The sequence below is a fragment of the Armatimonadota bacterium genome, from assembly GCA_036504095.1.
In the GTDB taxonomy this organism is placed as follows: domain Bacteria; phylum Armatimonadota; class DTGP01; order JAKQQT01; family JAKQQT01; genus DASXUL01.
Genome location: DASXVS010000069.1, coordinates 19,431 through 33,611, shown reverse-complemented (window position 1 = coordinate 33,611; position 14,181 = coordinate 19,431). Strand labels below are relative to the sequence as shown.

The following is a 14,181-nucleotide window of genomic DNA, read 5'->3' as shown; positions in this document are numbered from 1 at the left end:
TCAGCCCTAGGCCCTCACTTCTCAGCCCTCCATCACCTCCGCGTCCGCGGGGATCTCGGTGCCGCCCAGGTACGCCGCCAGGTCTTCGTCCGTGTTGCGGCGGATGAAGGCTTTGAACGACTCACCGGTCTCCCGGCGCTCCGTATACGCGTTCATCAGGTTGGCAACGACCGTCTTTGCGTCTTCCGCCAGCACCTTGCGCCGGATCGTGTGCGTGAAGGCGCGGTCGTTACCCAGTCCGCCGCCTACGGAGATGTCGAAGCACTCGTGAACCTGCCCGTCGATCTTGACGCGCCCACCCTGGAAGCCGATGTCGGCGATGTGGTGCTGCCCGCAGGAGTTGGGGCAGCCGTTCATCTGCATGCGGAACGGGCTGTCAACCGCCGCGTTCGCGCCGACGAACGACACGATCTCCCTCATGCGTTCCTTCGTCTCCACAACCGCCAGGTTGCAGAACTCGATGCCCGTGCAGGTGACGGCGCCGCGTTCAACGGGACCGGCGCCGACGGTCAGCCCGGCGTCAGCCAGCACGCGGGAGGCCTCGGCGACGTCCTCGCCGGCGACGTCCAGCACGATCAAATTCTGCCCCAGCGTGGTCCGCAGCCGCCCCTGGCCGAACCGGCCGGCCACATCCGAGGCCGCCGCCAGTTGTTCGGCGGAGATGCGCCCGACAAGCACCGTGATGCCGAGGCTGAACAGGCCGCGCTGGGACTGCGGGCGGATGCCTATGTGGTCCTCATAGGTGTCTTCCCACTCCATCGGAACGCCGGCGGACAGCGTGAAAGGCAGCTTCACCTGCAGGCGCGCGCGGAATTCCTCCGGGCCCCAATCGTCAACAAGGTATTTTAGCCGCGCGCGATGACGCGAGACGCGATACCCGTCGTCGCGGAAGATCTCCGTGACGGCGACCGCCAGATCAACCGCCTGGTCTTCCGTCACCCACGCGTCGAGGTTCCGGGCAAAGCGCGGTTGTGTGGAAAGGCCGCCGCCCACGGTCACGTTGTAGCCGACAACGCCCGTCTCCGGGTGCTTCACCGCCAGGAGGCCGAGGTCGTTGATCTCCGGCTTGGCGCATTGAGCGGGGCATCCCGAGATGCATATCTTGAATTTGCGTGGGAGGTTGGAGAATGCGTCGTCGTTGAGGATTCGGGCGCCGATCCGCTCGATGAGCGGCGTCGGGTCGATAATCTCATCGGCGTTCACGCCGTGAAGCGGGCAGCCGGTGATGTTCCGGGTCACGTCGCCGCAGGCTTCCTTGGTGGTGAGCCCCACACCGGCGAGGCGGGGGAGAACTTCGGCCATGTCCGCGATGGTGAGCCAATGGAACTGGATATCCTGGCGCGTGGTGATGTCGCAGAACCCGCGGCCCCTGTCCCGTGCCAGCGCCGCCAATTCCGCCGCCTGCGCCGAGGTGAGCACGCCGCCGGGAATCCTCACGCGCAGCATGAAATGCCCGTTGTTCGGACGCTGCTGGTAGATCCCGTACCAGCGCAAACGCGTCAAATCGTCTTCCGTGATCGCGTCGAACCCCTGTTCCGCATACCGGAAGATGTCTTCCCAGACGTCCAGACCGTCCTTCTCCTGTTTGATCTGCTCAACCTTGTTCATTGGTTCCCGCCTCCAGGCTCCGATCGCTATACCTGACTAATACTATAAACAAACACAACATTCCGTTACCCATAGGATAGGCCGTGACCAGTGCTCGAAGCAACGATTTTCGCGCATTGAAGAGGACACGGAACTATTGCGACCGACCATTCGTTGCACTCAGCGAGCCCCATCAGCGGGGGACGGCGGCGACGGAATTATGGAAATGGCACTACCCAGTCTACATAGGGCGACAACATGGATCAGGCCGGCGGAAGACGTCCGGGCCCGGTTCGACGCCCTCCTCTCGCCGCTCCTGCTCCCCCTGTACCGGTTTGCCCGCGGAATGACCCACAACGCCGAGGATGCGGAGGATCTGGTTCAGGACGCGGTGGTGCACGCTTACCGCGCGTTCAGTTCATTCCGGAACGGCACGAATTTCAAAGCATGGCTCTTCCGGATCTGTGTGAACCAGTACGTGGACACGTACCGCAGCCGCCAGAGAGCCCCGATGATGCTTCCCCTGATGGATTACGACGTGAACGAGGACCCAAATACCCCGAAATCGGCATCGCCGGAGGAGGATCTGCTACAGACCGTAATGGATGAGGAACTGCAGCACGCCCTCGCCGCGCTGCCGGACAGTTTTCGCGCGGTGGTGCTGCTCAGTGACATGGAGGGTATGCCGTACGACGAGATCGCGCATGCCCTGGCGATCCCCATCGGGACCGTGCGCAGCCGCCTGTTTCGCGGGCGGACGCAGATGCGCGCGTCCCTCGACGGCTTCGCGCGCCGTCGCGGGCTGCTGGAGGAAGGTCTATGAAACACTGCACTCCAGACGAGTTGATCGCCTACGTTGATGGCGTCTGCACAAACTCGGAGGCCGCCCGGGTCAAAGCCCACGTCGGCGAATGCCCGGACTGCGGGCGCACGGTCTTCCAGCAGGAATCGGTGAAGCGACTGCTGGCGGCAAGCGCCATGGGCGTCATGGCGCCCGCCGGGCTCGCCGCTCGAGTCGCGTCCACACTCGATACCGTGCCGCCTCCCGCGCCGTCGGTGGCGCGCCGCATGAGCGCCTGGAAAGGCCCTCTGTCGATCTCCATCGTCGCGATCGTGGTTTCCTCCGGGCTATGGTTCGCCCGCACGCGCCCGCAGCCCGTGGATGTCGCCGCGCTGGTGTCGGTTCATCGCCACGCGTTCCAGCCGCCGGCCGGCAAGACGTTCCTCACCGGGAGCGACCCGGCGGCGCGCGCGTGGCTGCAGCAGACGCTCTCGGCGCGCTCGGCCGCCCCGAGGCTTCCCTTGCCGCTGGCCGGAATCGGCGCGTGCCACGTGGGCGATACGCCCGCGGCAATCTGGATGTACCGCGCCGCACAGCCGGTGACGTTGATAGAGGTGCTCGCGCGGCAGCGCCCGCCCGGCTGGCCGCCGGCCTCCACCGATGGAAAAGTGGTTAGCGGAACTTATGGAGGGTATAACGTAGTTATATGGACGCGACAGGATCGGACGTTTGCGCTGGTTGCACAATTGCCGCCCGATCGACTGGCGGGGCTATTAGGGGGGTCTCCATGAGCGATCAAGACCGTACGGATAGCGGGTTCACGCTTCTGGAATTGCTTGTTGTCATCGCGATCATCGCCCTTCTGGCGGCGATCTTGCTTCCAGTGTTTGCCCGCGCGCGAGAGGGGGGCAAACGGGCTACATGCCTCAGCAACCTTCGGCAGCTCGGTGACGCCGCGCAGACTTACGCGGACGACAACGACGGGTATATGCCGTTCGGACACACGGTTACCGTAGGCTACGGTGCGCCGGACGAACCAACCTATTGGCTCGATGCGCTCAAACCGTTGCTCTCAACCTATGACATCGCGCGCTGCCCGTCGGACCCCGACGTACGGGCCAGCCTCCCCCCGCGCGTGCCAAGCTACGATCACTCCATCATTGGCGAGCGGGAAGCGCCGTACACCAGTTACCTCATCAACGGCTATTTTACCGACTCCGTGGACGGACGGCGGACGGGGCTGCATTCCATAGCCCACCCGTCGGACACGGTCCTGTTCGCGGAGCGTGACACCCGGCGGCTCTCGCAGTTGGGCTGGTCCAATGATGACGACTACCACCCGTTCGAGGCGCAGGAATTCTGGTTCCGCGATACCGCGACGGGGCAGGATGCCGCCCTCGCCGTCGGCCGGCACGGAGGCGGAGCGAACTACCTATACACGGACGGGCGGGCCGCGTGGCGCAGACCGGAGCAGACGTATGTCCCCGGCGGCGTTGATCAGCATCGTCCGTAGCACGTAACGAGCGCGGGAATCGATCGGGCAGGGTCGCGAGAGGGGGATATGACCGAACGAACGAGGTCATATCCCCCTCTTGCGTTTCGGAGGCGACATGCGGTCCACAGGTCCACATGTCGGTAGCCCCTTTGGCGGCCGGGCCAAGAGGAGAGGCAGGGGCCGCGTGGCTCCTGCCTCGGTGAGGTTATGCGACGAGTGCCGCGGTCATTTCCTGGCGGCCTCGATCTTGCCGAACAGGCCGTGGGCCTCGTGGGCGATGCCCGCCGTGAAGATGAGCGGCGCGGGGTTGTCGTCGTCCCGGTCGCTTTCAGGAACGCCGAATGCCAGGCCCCAGAGTCCGTCGATGGCGATGGGCCGATTTCGGGAGTCCATCAAGGCGCCCACCCAGGCGCCGGTCGCGAGATTGTAGGCGTTGATCCGTCCGTCGCCGAAGTTGCCGACGAGCAGAGCGCCGCCGAGCCGGCCAAAGCTGTGGGGCGCAACGGCCATTCCCCATGGTGAATTGAGCGCGCCCTGCGAGGCGAAGCGACGCAGAAGATGGCCATCGGTATCGAACACATCGATATAGCCGTTACCCGGGCCGCTGACGTCGTCATGCTGTTCCGCGTTCTGTTTGGCGTAGGTGATGTACAGCATTCCGCCCACGTTCTGGATGCCGAACGGCGCGAAACCCACCGGGATGTTGGGATCCGTGAAGCCGCCCGGCAGTACGACCGGGTGGAATGCGGCGTCCAGGACGTCCACCATCCCCGTGTGGAAGTTGGTCAGGTAGATGTGGTCGCCGGTGGCATTGTGCCCCAGCGCCAGGCCTTTGTAGACGGCGCCGGCCGGCGCGTTTGAGTTGTCAAAGCCCAGCACCGAACTCGTTGCGGCCACGGTCGGGTTCCAGCCAGAGACGGTGCCATCCTCGGTTGCGAAGATAAATCGCGCCGGCGCGGAGTTTGCCCCGGCGGTGATGGCGAACGAGCTGGATGCGTTGAACACCACTCCTGTCGGCGCCGCGGTGGCATCCGGCGGGCTGCCGGCGGGCGGCGCGATCGTGACAACCAGCGGTGACGCCTCGGACGGGAGCGGGTTGCCTCCGTTATCGAATACGGAGGAAAGCCCCGTGCCGTTATCGGCGACCCAGATGGGGCCATGCGGGTTCACCGCGATGCCCCAGGGGTTCACAAGATTCGGGTCGGTATTAAGCGCGACCCCGGCGATGTCCGAGACCAGATTCGTACGGAGATAAAACGCGGTGTGGCGTGGCGCGTGGCGGCTGTCGGCACTGGCTCCGGACACGCTGCAAGCAAGTATGACCGCCAGGCAACCCGCATGGCGGAGGTGTATTACATTCATCCCAGTTCCCTTCCGACCGGAGCGCCGAGAGGCTCCGGCATCCTCGGACCGGCTGGACGCCGTGCCCGGGCGCGGGCGACACCGCGATGCGGGTCGCGCCGCGGCCAGAGGGCACTAACGAACGCCGGCGGTTTATCGTTCCCATGGGAATGGGTGAAATTGGCGCGGATGTTTCGAATCGGCTCCGCCCGGTTACCGGGCGCGGGCCGCCACGGTCGCCGGCTCATCGTCCACAACCTCGTAGGCGCACGCGGCCGAGAGCAGATGCTGTTGAACCTGCCGCAGACCCGTGCGCGCATTACGGACGATGCCGGCATACTCGGCGGTCAAGACGGGCCCGTCGGCGGCTTGTTCGCGGCACAGGAGTTCCCAGTGCAGCACGGTCGCGGCTTTCGCGAGATACGTTTCGACGGCGCGTACGCCGGGCGCGTTGCTGTTCAACCGGTGGACGAAGGGATAGGGGGCTGCGAGGTTGCCGATGGCGTGCCGGCACAGCCCGCCGTCATCCGCGGCGTTGAGGCGCAGCGCCAGCGCGATCTCGCAGCAGCGCCGCCGTCGCCAGCGCTCCGCTTCGGCGGAGGCGATGGCCGGCGGCTGGTCCGGCGCCGCCGGCAGGTCTTCGGGCGCCTGCACAACGTTGCGGGCCTGATGCGTCTGCGCATAGAAGCGCCACTCGCCGTCCGGGGTTTCCACGTACCGCAGGACGCGCACCGCCGCCCAGGCGTCTACCACCTCCCACGCCGAAGGCGGCAAAGACTGCCAGGCCGCCCAGAAGCGGCTGTCGTCCCACACGTTGTCCAGTGGCGGCGTGTTTTCCGCCAAGACCACGCTTGGCGCCACCTCCGTCAGCGAGATGAGACGCGGGCTCGCCTCCAGCAGGTCGCGCCCCAGCCTCTCGGAAAACACGCGGCACGTGCCCTTCAGTTTCAGAATGACGGCGGGCAATCCGTACGGCGCGCAGGTGGCCTGGCGAGCGACTGTGATCTGCTTGCGGGGGAACCGCGATACCCGTCCGTCCTGCCTCAGCGAGGAGAATGCGTCTTCGAGCGACCGGATATGCTCGGCGGGACCTCCCGCCGCCTGCGCCCACCGGGCGCCCTCGCCGGAGCAGGTGCGGAAGCCCAGGTCCGATGCGATGCGGTCGAGACGGTTCTGCCAGCGCTCTTCCCGTGCCCAGGCTTTGCGGAATCCTCCCTCGTCATCGGCTGCACCCGGCTCGGGGGTTACGAAGCACCCGGGCGTTTCGTCGCCCGATTCGGCGGTCCACAGGCTCAATACGTTGCGGAACAGGGGGTGGCGCGAGGGGTCGAACCGGCCAGCCAGGGTCACCGTGCCGTCCATTGTGTTCGGGGCCGCCGCGATCGGCAATCCCCTTCGGGCGAAGAACCTTACGGCCGCTGCGGCGAGTTCGTCAAGATCACCGGGAGCGCCATTCCGGGCCATGCCGCCGGGCGTTACGGTTGCATGGATCGCGCCGAAGCGCTGCGGGAGCTCGCTGGATGGGGTTCGGGCATTTGAATGGTCACTCATGATATGTATCTCCTTCAGTGTTCAGGAGGACCGTGAGGGACCACCAAATCCGGAGGGCCAAAATGCAAAATTGCCACCGTTGCATCAGCAAGCGGTGGCGGATGGCCAATCCGTGGAGACTTTTCTTCAAACGGGATCGCTCCCTTTGCTCATCGAGGACGCTTGCGTCCTCATTGGCACCGTGGCGTCTCCTGCCCGGTTGCCGGACCCCGAAGGGTCGCTCCTGATGTTACAAAGATGATAGCAGACCGCCGGACAAATATCCAGAGGCAAATCAAAGCAAGGCTCGTGAGACCCCAAGGGCTGAAACCGACGGCTGGTGGCACAAAGTCGGCTTCAGCCGATGGGGGCTCACGTCGTCGGGGAAACCGCTCCTGCGATCACGCGGGCCGGGGGCTCCCGTGTGAGCGGCCCGGCGGCACGAACCGTCGATGTGTCTCCCCGGCGTCGCGATACCGGCTCGTCACCCACGATCACCCCGTCCTTGAACCGGATGATCCGCTGGGCGTGCTCGGCGATGTCCTCCTCGTGGGTGATGATGACGACCGTTTTCCCGGCGCGGTGGAACTGCCCGAAGATGGACATGATCTCTTCCCCGGTGCTGGTGTCCAGATTACCGGTTGGCTCGTCGCCGAAGATGATCGGCGGGTCGTTGACCATCGCCCGCGCGATGGCCACCCGCTGCTGCTGGCCCCCGGAGAGCTCGTTCGGCTTGTGGTGCATGCGGTCGCCCAGGCCGACGGCTTCCAGGCACCGCATGGCGATTTCCCGGCGGTTCGCCGCCCCGACATAGAAGAGCGGCAGCTCCACGTTTTGCAGGGCGGTGGTTCGCGCCAGCAGGTTGAAGGTCTGATACACAAACCCGATCCTGGAGCCGCGGATTTCAGCCAACTCGTCTTCGTTCATTCCGGATACCTGAATACCGTCGAGCGTGTATGAGCCGCTGGTGGGTGTATCCAGGCAGCCTATGAGGTTCATGAACGTAGACTTACCGGATCCTGAAGGGCCCATGATCGCGAGGAACTCACCGCGTTGGACTTCCAGGCTCACCCCTCTCAGGGCGCGAACCTCCTGGGAGCCCAGGTGATAGGTTTTGGTCAGTCTGTCTACTTCAATCAGTGCCATCTGCCACCTCCTCCAGCGCCGTCATATCGCGCCGGCGAAAACGCCGCCCCGGGGGCGGAGACCCGCTACTTTCCCTGCGCCGCGAGTGTCTTGATCAGACCATCGACGACGTTCTTCATCCGCGGACGTTCCGGCGCAAAGGGCAGCGTGTCCGGGTTCAGCGGGTTGTACTCCTTCGGGCCGGGAAAAGCACCAGGTCCGCCAGGGGGCGGTCCGCCTGGGCCTCCCGGGGGTGGTCCACCCATGCCTCGGGGGAGTGGTCCGCCGGGTCCTCCTGGGGGTGGTCCGCCGAACGCTCCTGGAGGAGGACCGCCGAATCCGCCCGGAGGAGGACCGCCAGGGCCCCCGGGGCCGCCCCCGTTCGGGCGCGCCCCAGCGGCGATTTTCTTCAATTGCGGAACGTTGAGGGTGGCGATGATCTGCTTGTTGACCTTCCCGGCCTGAGTGTTGGTCATCACCTTTTTATGCCGCCACGCCTTCAGCACGCCGGCAACCGTCTTCGCCTGAGGTTTTGAGAGCCGCGTACTTCGGTCCTCCTGAATCATCTCCAGCCCGCGAATCGTCTGCTCCAGCGCCGTGAAGTTCTTGTGGGTCTTGCGCCACGACGCCCACGCTTTCATCTTTGTCCGCATCGCTGCGGGCATCTGCCCGTTGGGCGGTCCCTGCGCCAGGGGGCCCGGCGCCAGAGATGTAGCGGCGATGCCAGCCGCCAGCAGCCATTGGATCCGTTTCATCGTTGATTTCCTTTCTGTGTATCACTCATAGCGGAGCGCATCGATCGGGCTCAGGCGCGAGGCTTTCCACGCGGGATAGAACCCGAAGAAGGCCCCCACGAGGGCGGAGAAACTGAACGCGAGAAGCACCGTGGACGGCGCCACAAGCACGGTCCAGTTGTTGACGGACTCGACGAGTTTCGCGCCGCCGATACCGAGGGCGACGCCCAGCACCCCGCCGATCAGCGACAGGAAGAGGGCCTCCAGCAGGAATTGGACGAGTATATCGCGGCGCTTGGCGCCGATGGCCTTGCGCACACCGATTTCGCGGGTCCGTTCCGTGACGGAGACAAGCATAATGTTCATGATCCCCACGCCGCCCACAACCAGCGAAACGATGGCGAGGTAGGTGATGAGCGAGGAGAAGGTATCCTGCTGTTCGTTCTGCGCCGCGGCGAGATCGGCCTGGTTGAACACGAGGAAATCGTCGTCCGCCCCGGTGAAGATGCCGTGCTGGCGCCGCAGCGTCTCCGTGATTTCCTGCTGGGCCCGTTTCATGACGCTGTCGGAACTCGCCTGGCACGTGATGCCCTGCAGGCTCGTTTGCCCGAAAAGGCGTCGCATGGCGGTGGTGTAGGGAACGTAGACTCCGCTGTCCGGATTCCGAAACCCCGTCCCGCCTTTGGACTGGAACACGCCGACCACCTCGAACCGCTGTCCGGCCACGCGCACGTACTTGCCGACCGCGGTCTGCTCCTCAAACAGGTCTTTGAAGGTGGTGGAGCCGAGCACGGCCACGCGGCGGCGTGATTTCACGTCCTGCGCGTCGAAGAACTGCCCGATTCGGACGTGGTGGTTGTTGATGTCCGGGTAGTCCACGCCCTGTCCATAGACGGTGACGTTGTCGTTCTTGTCCTGGTATTTGACCTGGGCCCCGCCTTGAACCTGCGGCGACACTCGGATGACGCTGGGACAGTCCTTCAATATCGCCGCCGCGTCGGCGGGCTTCATCGTGCTGCGGGACCCGAAGCCGAAGCCGATGCCACCGCTGCGCTGGGCGCCGGCCATCACGTTCAGGGTGTTCGTGCCCAGTTGACGCAGGCTCTGTGAGACCGCCTCACGCGAGCCCTGCCCGATCGCGATGGCGATGATCACCGCGCCGACGCCGATGATCACACCCAGCATCGTCAGGATCGCGCGCAGTTTGTTCGCGCCGAGGCCGCGGATGGCCATCAGGAGGCTGACGGTGTTGAAGCCTTTGGCCAGGATGATCTTCGGGATGGTAATCCCGGTGGCCGTTCCATTCCCGTTCGCGCGGTTGGGTGGACAAGGCGGTTCCAGTTCGGGCACGAGCGGCTTTGGTTTGGGAAGTTGTGATGTCATGGTCGTTTCTCCTTTGCGCTCCTACCGTCCGGGGGGCGGACCAGGGGGCGGGCCGCCGCCACCGGGCATCCCGCTCTTGATGGCGCTCGTGGTCGTCTTCTGCGTTGTTGAAGTCGCGGGCTCGATGGTCTGGACGACCACGATCTCGCCGTTCTTCAGCCCCGAAGTGATCTCCGTGGCCTCGTCGCCCTGCAGACCGACTTCCACCGATCTGCGGGCCAGTTTCACTCCGACCAGGATGGCCGAATCGGCGGCCTGGCTGGAACCCGTGTCCGCCGGGGCCGGTTTACCGCCGCCGGCGATCTGAACGTAGGAACCGTTGTCGTCGGAGCGAACGGCGGTGGAGGGCACGATGAGGGTGCTGCTCTTCTCGCCTACGATAAAGTCGCACGTGGCGTTCATCCCCGGCTTCAACAGGCGGAACGTGGCCGACGAATTGTCCACCTCAACGCGCACGTGGATCTGGGTGACGTTCTGTTCGGCGACGGCGCGGGGATCGATGCGGGACACTTTGCCCTCGAAGGCGACGCCGGGATAGGCGTCCATGCTCACCTCCACCTGCTGGCCCACGTTCACGCTGGCGATGTCCGTCTCGTCCACGGTCACGTCCACAAACATCCGCGCCGTATCCCCCAACTGGACGATGCTGGAACCGGTCGAGTTCATGGAGAGGCCGGATGTGATGATCGTGCCCTGGTCGACGTACTTCTGAAGGATCACGCCGTCGGACGGCGCGCGGACCGTTGTCTGGGCGAGCGTATCGTCCGCATTCTTCAAGGTCGCCTGGCTGCGCGTGTGGCTCGCCTCGGCGCTGGCGATATCCAGCCGGCGGATCGCGTCATTGGCCACGCCGGCCCTTGCCTGGCGCAGAGCCTGCTCCGCCTGGGTTACCTGAGCGTCCGCCTGCTCCAGCGCGGCCGCCGCTTCACGAACGGCATCCTGACGGGTCTTCACTTCAACGCCGCCGGCTTCGGCGCTTTGCAGCGCCGCTTTCGCCTGTTCCACACGCGCGTCCGCTGTGTCCACGTCCGCTTTCAATTCGGCGTCCAGCGTCTGCAGTTTTGCGCGCGCGGTGTCCACTTGCGCCTGTGACACCTCGTTGGCGGCGCGGGCGTTTTCCATGCTCTGTTCGGAGACGAAGCCCTTGGCCAGAAGGGTGGTCTGCCGCTTCAGATTGGACTGGCTGTTGCGTGAATTCGCCATCGCCTGATCGTACGCCGACTGTGCGCTGGCCTTTTGCTGTTCGTTCGTGGCGTTCAGTTGCGCCCGCTGTTTGACGGCCTGATTGAAGTTGGCCCGGGCCTGGGCGATGCTCGCTTTGGTGAGAGCCGGCTGCACGCCCGCCTGGATCTTCGCGGTCTCGAGCCGAACGGCCGCCGCCGTGCGCCCCTTCTGTGCCGATATCAGGGCGGCCCCGGCATTGGCGATGGAGATCTCGGTCTGCTGAACCTGCAGCAGATACGTTCGCTGGCTCTGTTCCTTCTTCGCGTCCGAGGAGGAGATGTCGGATCGGGCCTGGTCCACGCTCAAGAGAGTGTCCGAAGGATCGATGCGGGCGATGATCTGCCCCTTCTTCACCTCACTGCCGACGTCAACAGCCATCTGAACGATGCGCCCGCCGGCCTTGGACTTGATGTCCACCGTGGTCCACGGCTGGAGAGTTCCCGTCGATGAGACTGTTTTTCGCACCGAGCCGATCTGAGCGGCGGCGACTTTGTACTGGGTCATCTGCGCCGCGTTGGGATCCCGCCGTCCGAGCGCCATATACAGCGCCGCAGCCAGGACCACCACGGTCGCAATGGCGAATGATGGTTTGGTCCGTCTCATCTGGTTTCTCCTTCTGCTCCGCCGGGCTCATTGGCTCCGACAGCGCGCTCCAATCGCGCCGCGGCAGTGAAATAGTCATAGATGGCCTGCACAGCGTTGGTTTCGGCGGTGACCAACTGGTTCTGGGCCGCGATGACGTCCAGGATGGTGCCGCTTCCTTCCTGGTGCGACTCGGAGGCCGCGGCGTAGTTTTCCCTGGCCGCGACCAGGGCCGTCTGCGAGGCCGCTATCCTTGTGCGCGCTTCCTCGCGCTGCAGGAACGCCGTTTCCACGCCGGCGGCGATCTCCTGCCGCATCAGTTCGATCTGCATTGCGGACTGGCGCGCCGACTCCCTCGCCTCGCGGACCGCCGCCCGGGAAGCTCCCGCATCGAACAGCGGATACGTTACGCTCGTGAGGATCACGCTGTCCGTCCCCGGGTTCGGGTGGGCGCTGTATGTGGCGCCAACGGTGGACGTGACCTTCGGTCCGGCCTCTATGCGGGCCATCGTCACCGCCCGGCGCGTGGAATCGGCATCCTGAAGGGCCCTTCGGAGGTCGGGACGGTTGTTGTAGGCCCGATCAAGATCGTCGGCCAGCGCATCCGTCGTCGGGCCTGGCGCCGCGGCCCCGTTGCCGACCGTCAGGATCGGCTGGCTCGTGACGATGCCCATCGCCTGTTTCAACGTCGTCTCGGCAAGCCGCACGTTGTTCCGCGCCTGGATGGCGGCAACCTGCGAATTGTCGTAATCGGCCTGAACCTGCAGGACGTCCTTCCGCGCGGATGAGCCTGATTCGACGAATGCACGTGTGGCATCCAGGGTCGATTTGGCCCGATCCACACCGGATTCGGCCACGCGCACCAACTCCTTGCTCCTTAGCAGTTCGTACCAGTCGGTCGTCACATTCAGGATCACGGACTGGCGTACGTCGGTGACGTTGTACGCGGCGGCGCGGACGGCGTTCCGGCCGCGAGCCACGGTCTGCTCGCGTTTGCCGGAATCGTAGAGGGTTTGCGTGAGATCAACGGTGGCGCTGTTCTGAGTGTCGGTGGCGCCACGCGTTGCGCTCCGGTAGGTGTTCAGGTAGCCGGGCGTCACGGTCGGGAAATACGCCGAGCGCGCCTGCACAAGCCCCGCCTCCGCCGCCGACTGCTGGCTTCGAGCAATGCCGATCTGGTTCTGATTCTCCAGTGCGATCCTGATCGCGCCGCTCAGGGTGAGAGGCTGGGACATGTCAACCGGCGATGCGTCGGATGTTTGCCCTGCCCTCGCGGCCAGTGCGGCGGACAGAAGGACGGCGATTGTGGTTGTAATTCGGGTTAACATGGTCCCAGCGGTTCCTTTCGTCATGCGTTTGCGTGTGGGCCTACTGAGGCGGAGGCGGGGGGCCGCCGCCGTCATCTCCCGGGGGCGGGCCGCCGGGGCCGCCGCCAAATCCGCCGGGGGGAGGGCCGCCGAAGCCGCCGGGACCTCCCTGCTGCCGCATTTGATCGCGTTCCTCAGGCGTGAGGCTCTCGAACATCTGACGCTGAAGGTCGCGGGCCGCCTGCATGCGTTCGGTGGTTGACAGGGCGCTCAGGCTTGCCGCGGCGTTGGCGACGGCGTCTTTGGCCGCATCGCCGGTCACCTGTGGCGTGCGCCCCGCGGGTGGAATCCTCATCACGTAGTAGACAACGGCCTTAGCTGCATCCGCCTTGGGCGCCGTATCCGCGAAGGTCAGCGTCACCGAACGCCCGGTGGAGGGATCGACCACCACGGCGTCGGACGCCGCGGTGATCAGGGCGCCGGCCAGGGGCGCCACCGTCTCTTCGGTGAGGGCGGCCGCTGTGGCCGGGGCGACCAACACCTTGCGGACGCTCAGACCGGCGGAAGCGGCCACCGTCCTGATGGCGGTCTCAAGCGGCTGGGCATCCACGGCGGAGGTGACGGTTCCGGCCACGGTGGAACCGAGCAGGATCTTCGCGCCGGATTTCGTCGCGATGTCACGGAAAAGAGAGCGTGTATCGCTGTTGGTGGATTTGACCGTGGCGACAGCGTCTTTGCCCTGCATCGTTACTGTGACGGTGGCCGAGCCGGCTGCCCGGGCGCCGCGCGGCTTCAACGTAACTGTCTGGGCGGACACTGCGCCGGCGATCACCGCGCCAAGCGCGGCGGCTGCATACAATCTGTGAATCCTGTGTACGTGCATCCTCGTGCCTCCTTGGCAAGAATGGGGAAGGGGAATCGATCCGCTTCCGTGTGGCGCCCGGCCCGCCTGAAGCCCAGTCACGCGGGCCGGGAACGCCTACATCCCAAGGATACCGGAGCAGCTTGGACAGGCCGTGACGCGAAGATGACGTCTCTGTGAACTCGCCTGTTTGCGTTGGCATTGCGGCGAAAATCGGCGTAGAATCCATC

General features: G+C 65.2%; 12 protein-coding genes and 1 riboswitch. Of the genes, 3 read left to right on the top strand and 9 right to left on the bottom strand.

Features of this window, described 5'->3' with window-relative positions; translation table 11 throughout:
- Positions 1-21: 21 nt before the first annotated feature.
- A complete protein-coding gene (locus tag VGM51_15290) occupies positions 22-1,608 on the bottom strand; it encodes a nitrite/sulfite reductase (GenBank protein ID HEY3414401.1) in 1,587 nt (528 codons plus the stop codon).
- Between the two features lie 205 nt (positions 1,609-1,813).
- Here VGM51_15290 and VGM51_15285 point away from each other — a divergent pair, with 205 nt between their 5' ends.
- Genes VGM51_15285 through VGM51_15275 form a run of 3 tightly spaced genes read left to right on the top strand, consistent with a single transcriptional unit; the run spans position 1,814 to position 3,881 of the window.
- Positions 1,814-2,410: a sigma-70 family RNA polymerase sigma factor gene (locus VGM51_15285; protein ID HEY3414400.1), complete on the top strand. Its 597-nt coding sequence runs from the start codon at positions 1,814-1,816 to the stop codon at positions 2,408-2,410.
- Positions 2,407-3,159, top strand: a complete 753-nt coding sequence (locus VGM51_15280; GenBank protein HEY3414399.1) for a zf-HC2 domain-containing protein — start codon at positions 2,407-2,409, stop codon at positions 3,157-3,159. The genes VGM51_15285 and VGM51_15280 overlap by 4 nt, the downstream gene beginning before the upstream one ends.
- Positions 3,156-3,881, top strand: coding sequence for a prepilin-type N-terminal cleavage/methylation domain-containing protein (locus tag VGM51_15275; GenBank protein HEY3414398.1), 726 nt, complete (start codon positions 3,156-3,158; stop codon positions 3,879-3,881). Before VGM51_15280 ends, VGM51_15275 begins: the two co-directional genes overlap by 4 nt.
- 207 nt (positions 3,882-4,088) lie before the next feature.
- Here VGM51_15275 and VGM51_15270 read toward each other — a convergent pair whose 3' ends face one another.
- The 8 genes from VGM51_15270 to VGM51_15235 form a co-directional block, all read right to left on the bottom strand.
- Positions 4,089-5,225 (bottom strand): TIGR03118 family protein, encoded by a 1,137-nt coding sequence (locus VGM51_15270; GenBank protein ID HEY3414397.1) that lies wholly within the window; start codon positions 5,223-5,225, stop codon positions 4,089-4,091.
- A 192-nt stretch (positions 5,226-5,417) separates the two neighbouring features.
- Positions 5,418-6,755, bottom strand: coding sequence for a hypothetical protein (locus VGM51_15265; GenBank protein ID HEY3414396.1), 1,338 nt, complete (start codon positions 6,753-6,755; stop codon positions 5,418-5,420).
- A 111-nt stretch (positions 6,756-6,866) separates the two neighbouring features.
- A riboswitch (SAM-I-IV-variant riboswitch) is annotated at positions 6,867-6,990 on the bottom strand.
- A 116-nt stretch (positions 6,991-7,106) separates the two neighbouring features.
- Entirely contained in the window at positions 7,107-7,880 is a 774-nt protein-coding gene (locus tag VGM51_15260; GenBank protein HEY3414395.1) for an ABC transporter ATP-binding protein, read from the bottom strand.
- 65 nt (positions 7,881-7,945) lie between these two features.
- On the bottom strand, positions 7,946-8,614 hold the full coding sequence (locus tag VGM51_15255) for a hypothetical protein (GenBank protein HEY3414394.1): 669 nt from the start codon (positions 8,612-8,614) through the stop codon (positions 7,946-7,948).
- Between the two features lie 21 nt (positions 8,615-8,635).
- On the bottom strand, positions 8,636-9,976 hold the full coding sequence (locus tag VGM51_15250; GenBank protein ID HEY3414393.1) for an ABC transporter permease: 1,341 nt from the start codon (positions 9,974-9,976) through the stop codon (positions 8,636-8,638).
- A gap of 21 nt (positions 9,977-9,997) precedes the next feature.
- Positions 9,998-11,803, bottom strand: coding sequence for an efflux RND transporter periplasmic adaptor subunit (locus VGM51_15245; GenBank protein HEY3414392.1), 1,806 nt, complete (start codon positions 11,801-11,803; stop codon positions 9,998-10,000).
- Positions 11,800-13,110 carry a TolC family protein gene (locus tag VGM51_15240; protein HEY3414391.1) on the bottom strand — a complete coding sequence of 437 codons (1,311 nt, stop codon included), beginning with the start codon at positions 13,108-13,110 and terminating at the stop codon, positions 11,800-11,802. Before VGM51_15240 ends, VGM51_15245 begins: the two co-directional genes overlap by 4 nt.
- Positions 13,111-13,150: 40 nt before the next feature.
- Positions 13,151-13,972, bottom strand: coding sequence for a hypothetical protein (locus VGM51_15235; protein HEY3414390.1), 822 nt, complete (start codon positions 13,970-13,972; stop codon positions 13,151-13,153).
- Between the last annotated feature and the right edge of the window lie 209 nt (positions 13,973-14,181).